Origin of the sequence: Actinoplanes sp. NPDC048791 (assembly GCF_040650095.1) — a bacterium.
Lineage (GTDB): Bacteria > Actinomycetota > Actinomycetes > Mycobacteriales > Micromonosporaceae > Actinoplanes.
Map to the genome: position 1 here is coordinate 1 of NZ_JBEZGQ010000913.1, position 3,353 is coordinate 3,353.

The following is a 3,353-nucleotide window of genomic DNA, read 5'->3' on the forward strand; positions in this document are numbered from 1 at the left end:
GACGAGGACCTCACCGATCCGCAGGCCCCGCAGCGCCTGTTCGACCTGGCCGAGGCCACCTTCGGCCCGGTCGACATCCTGATCAACAACGCCACCGGCTGGGTGCAGGACACCTTCAGCCCGCAGGCCGTCGACCAGCACGGCCGGCAGATGCAGCCGGTCACCGTCGCCACCTGGTCGCAGCAGTTCGCCGTGGACGCGATGGCGCCGGCGCTGCTCATCGCCGAGTTCGCCCGCCGGCACGCCGCCCGCGGCGCGACCTGGGGGCGGATCGTGGGCCTGACGTCCGGCGCCGAACTCGGCTTCCCGCAGGAGGTCTCGTACGGCGCCGCGAAAGCCGCCCAGACCAACTACACGATGTCCGCCGCGGTCGAGCTGGCGCCTCTGGGCATCACCGCCAACGTGATCCATCCGCCGGTGACCGACACCGGCTGGGTGACCGACGCGGTCCGCGAGTTCGTGGCCCGGAGCACGGCACTGGTCAACGTCGCCACCCCCGCCCAGGTGGCCGAGGTCATCGCCTATCTGGCCTCCGACGCCTCCGCGCTGATCACCGGCAACGTCATCACCTTGCGCTGAACGCTGAGCAGGTCGCCCGGGGTGCAGTCCAGCGCGTCGCAGATCGCCGTGAGGGTGCTGAAGCGCAGCGCCCGGGCGTGCCCGTTCTTCAGGATCGACAGGTTCGCCACCGTCACGCCGACCCGGGCGGACAGCTCGACCAGGGTCATGCCGCGCGCGGCGAGGAGCGAGTCCAGGTGCACCGTGATCCGGTGCCCGTCCTCACCCATCAGACGAGCGTGTCCAGCTCGGCCCGCATCGCCACGCCGCGGGCGATGAGCTGACCGAACGCGGCGAAGATCAGCGCGACGGCGAGCCAGCCGGCCAGGGACCCGTGCGTGGTCACCGCCGCGCCCGAGGTCAGCATCGTGGTCGACAGCGTCCATTCGGCGACGACGGTGATCGCCCAGACCGCCACCCCGCCGAACGCGGTGATCTTCGCGGTCCGGTCGAGCTCGCGGACGGTCCACCGGGTGAACGGGTCGCTGTCCTGCGCGGCGCGCAGCACGGTGGCCATCCGCCGTGCGATCCAGGCCATCAGCAGCAGACCCGGGACGGAGGTCGCCGCGGACAGCAGCCGCTGGGCCAGGGACGGGTCCGTCACGGAGAAGACGACCTCACCGGCCGGGTCGACGACGACCCCGGGCGCGATGCCGCGGATGGTGTCCCAGCCGGTCAGCATGTCCGTCGGAAGCCCCAGCGCGACCGGTGAACCCGGGATGGCGGCGATCACCAGCACCGCGACGGCCAGGCAGAGGGAGGCGACCGCGATGAACGTCGCGGTGCCGCGCAACCGCCGCAGCCAGCGGCCCAACTGTGCGTCCATGAGACCCGCCTGACGTATCGAGAAACGATATGGATATCGAGAAACGATATGCCGGTCCGGGTGGCCCGTCAACGCCGGCCGGTAGATCCGTCCTGGCCGGGGTACCTGCCCGGGGTGACCGACCACGCCATCGACGTCGACCAGCCGCTCGCCCCGGACGTGCCCGCGGCCCCGCACAGCGCCAGCGGGGAGGCGGTGCGCACCTTCGACCTCAGCGCCGTCGCGCCGCCCGCGCGGCCCGCGCGCCGGTGGACGCCGCGGCGGGTGGTGGCCACCCCGGCGGCCTACGACCACCCGCACGGGCGGCGGATCATGGCGCTGGTCGAGGCCCGGGGGATCGAGGTCGAGCGGCTGCGGGCCAACCGGTTGACCGGGGTACGCGGTGAGACCGACCGGGAGACGTACGCCCGCGCGAAAGCCACCATGGCCATCGTGGTGAGCCCGCCCGCGCGGCGCACCCTCCAGCCGATCGCCCCCAGCGCCGACTGGCGGTTCGACCTGGCCGAGGGTTGCCCGGCCCACTGCCAGTACTGCTACCTGGCCGGCTCCCTGTCCGGGCCGCCGGTGACCCGGGTGTACGCCGACCTCGACGACATCCTCGCCGGCCTGGCCGCGTACGAGGGGCGCGGGACGATCACCAGCCGCCGGGCCGCCCGCCGCGACGAGGGCACCACCTTCGAGGCGTCCTGCTACACCGACCCGCTGGCCCTGGAACATCTGACCGGCAGCTGGCGTCGCGCGGTCGAGCACTTCGGGGCCTGGGACGCGCCGGTGCAGTTGCGCTGGACGACCAAGTTCGACGACGTCGGCACGTTCGTGGGGCTGCCGCACGCCGGGCGTACGCGGGTCCGGCTCAGCGTCAACTGCGCGCCGGTGAGCGACCGCATGGAGGGCGGCACGAGCCGGGTGGCGGACCGGCTGGCGGCGCTGCGCAAGCTGGCGCTCGACGGCTATCCGGTCGGCCTGACCATCGCGCCGATCATGCCGGTCGAGGATTGGCGCACCCATTACGGCCGGCTGCTGGATCAGGTGGCGGCCGCGGTTGAGGGCGTACCGGGGCTCGATCTGACCGCGGAGCTGATCACCCACCGCTTCACCCCGGGCAGCAAGGAGGTGCTGCTGGGCTGGTACCCGCGCACGAAGCTGGAGATGGACGAGGAGTCCCGCAGCCGCAAGCACGGCAAGTTCGGCGCGGTGAAGTACGTCTACCCGGCCGGGACGATGGCCGAGCTGCGCGGCTGGTTCGAGGCGGAGATCGCTGCCCGGCTGCCGTCGTGCCGGATTCTCTATTGGACGTGACCATCACCAGGCCGGCCGGCGGACTAGGCTGCGGCGTCAGCATGAAAGCCGATGCTGGAACGGGGGCGGCGATGAGCGCCGAGGATCGGATCGAACGAGCCGGGAAGTCGTATCACCAGGCGGTGTACAACGGCGATGTCGGCGGGCTGGCCGAGGCGGAACGGGACCTCGACGCCGTGGAAGCCGACACCGCTCTGGCCCGCGGACGGATACTGCACGCACGGTTCCTGAGCGAACGCGCCGACGACGGCCCGGCACCCGTCGAGAACCCAGCCGAATTGCCGCTGTTCACCCGCGCAGCCGAGTTGTACCGGGCGCTGGGCGACGTACGCGGCGAGGCGGAGGCGTTGTTCTGGATCGGTTGCCTGCACCAGGTCATCCGGCGGGACAACGACAGCGCCGTTCCGTACCTGGAGCGCTCCTGTCGGCTGGCCGCCCAGGCCGGCGACCAGCCGACCCGGGCCGAGGCGCTGCGGCACCTGGGCATCGCCGCACACACGGCGGGCCGGCTGGATGAGGCGCGCGAACGGCTGGAGGAGTCCTCCGGGCTGCGCCGGGAGATCGGGGCCCTGCCGGGCGTGGCGGCCAACATGGTCGGGCTGGCCTACATCGCCGCCGCCCAGGGCCGGCGCGCGGACGCGGACGCGATCCTCGACGAGGCGGGCGCCAT

Annotated in this window: 5 protein-coding genes; 3 read left to right on the plus strand and 2 right to left on the minus strand. The window is 72.6% G+C overall.

All coding sequences use genetic code 11. The features are described 5' to 3' along the window. Positions 1-579, plus strand: a 579-nt coding sequence (locus tag AB0C29_RS39600; protein WP_360831871.1) for an SDR family oxidoreductase, incomplete at its 5' end; no start/stop codon positions are given. On the opposite strand, the gene AB0C29_RS39605 is transcribed toward AB0C29_RS39600, so the two are convergent. Together AB0C29_RS39605 and AB0C29_RS39610 are read right to left on the minus strand one after the other, a co-directional pair. Next, complete coding sequence (locus AB0C29_RS39605; protein ID WP_360831874.1) at positions 522-788, minus strand: helix-turn-helix transcriptional regulator; 267 nt, start codon at positions 786-788, stop codon at positions 522-524. The genes AB0C29_RS39600 and AB0C29_RS39605 overlap by 58 nt on opposite strands. Then, positions 788-1,384, minus strand: a complete 597-nt coding sequence (locus AB0C29_RS39610) for a DUF2975 domain-containing protein (RefSeq protein WP_360831876.1) — start codon at positions 1,382-1,384, stop codon at positions 788-790. The genes AB0C29_RS39605 and AB0C29_RS39610 overlap by 1 nt, the downstream gene beginning before the upstream one ends. A gap of 60 nt (positions 1,385-1,444) precedes the next feature. Between AB0C29_RS39610 and AB0C29_RS39615 the strand changes: the two genes are divergently transcribed. Continuing rightward, positions 1,445-2,683 carry a spore photoproduct lyase family protein gene (locus AB0C29_RS39615; RefSeq protein WP_360831879.1) on the plus strand — a complete coding sequence of 413 codons (1,239 nt, stop codon included), beginning with the start codon at positions 1,445-1,447 and terminating at the stop codon, positions 2,681-2,683. A gap of 71 nt (positions 2,684-2,754) precedes the next feature. Then, positions 2,755-3,353: tetratricopeptide repeat protein (locus AB0C29_RS39620; protein WP_360831882.1), on the plus strand; the 599-nt coding region annotated here is incomplete at its 3' end.

What these genes read in the sequence shown, in the direction of transcription:
- AB0C29_RS39605 (WP_360831874.1), bottom strand. Translation starts at nt 788, where the DNA reads ATGGGTGAGGACGGGCACCGGATCACGGTGCACCTGGACTCGCTCCTC.
- AB0C29_RS39610 (WP_360831876.1), bottom strand. Translation starts at nt 1,384, where the DNA reads ATGGACGCACAGTTGGGCCGCTGGCTGCGGCGGTTGCGCGGCACCGCG.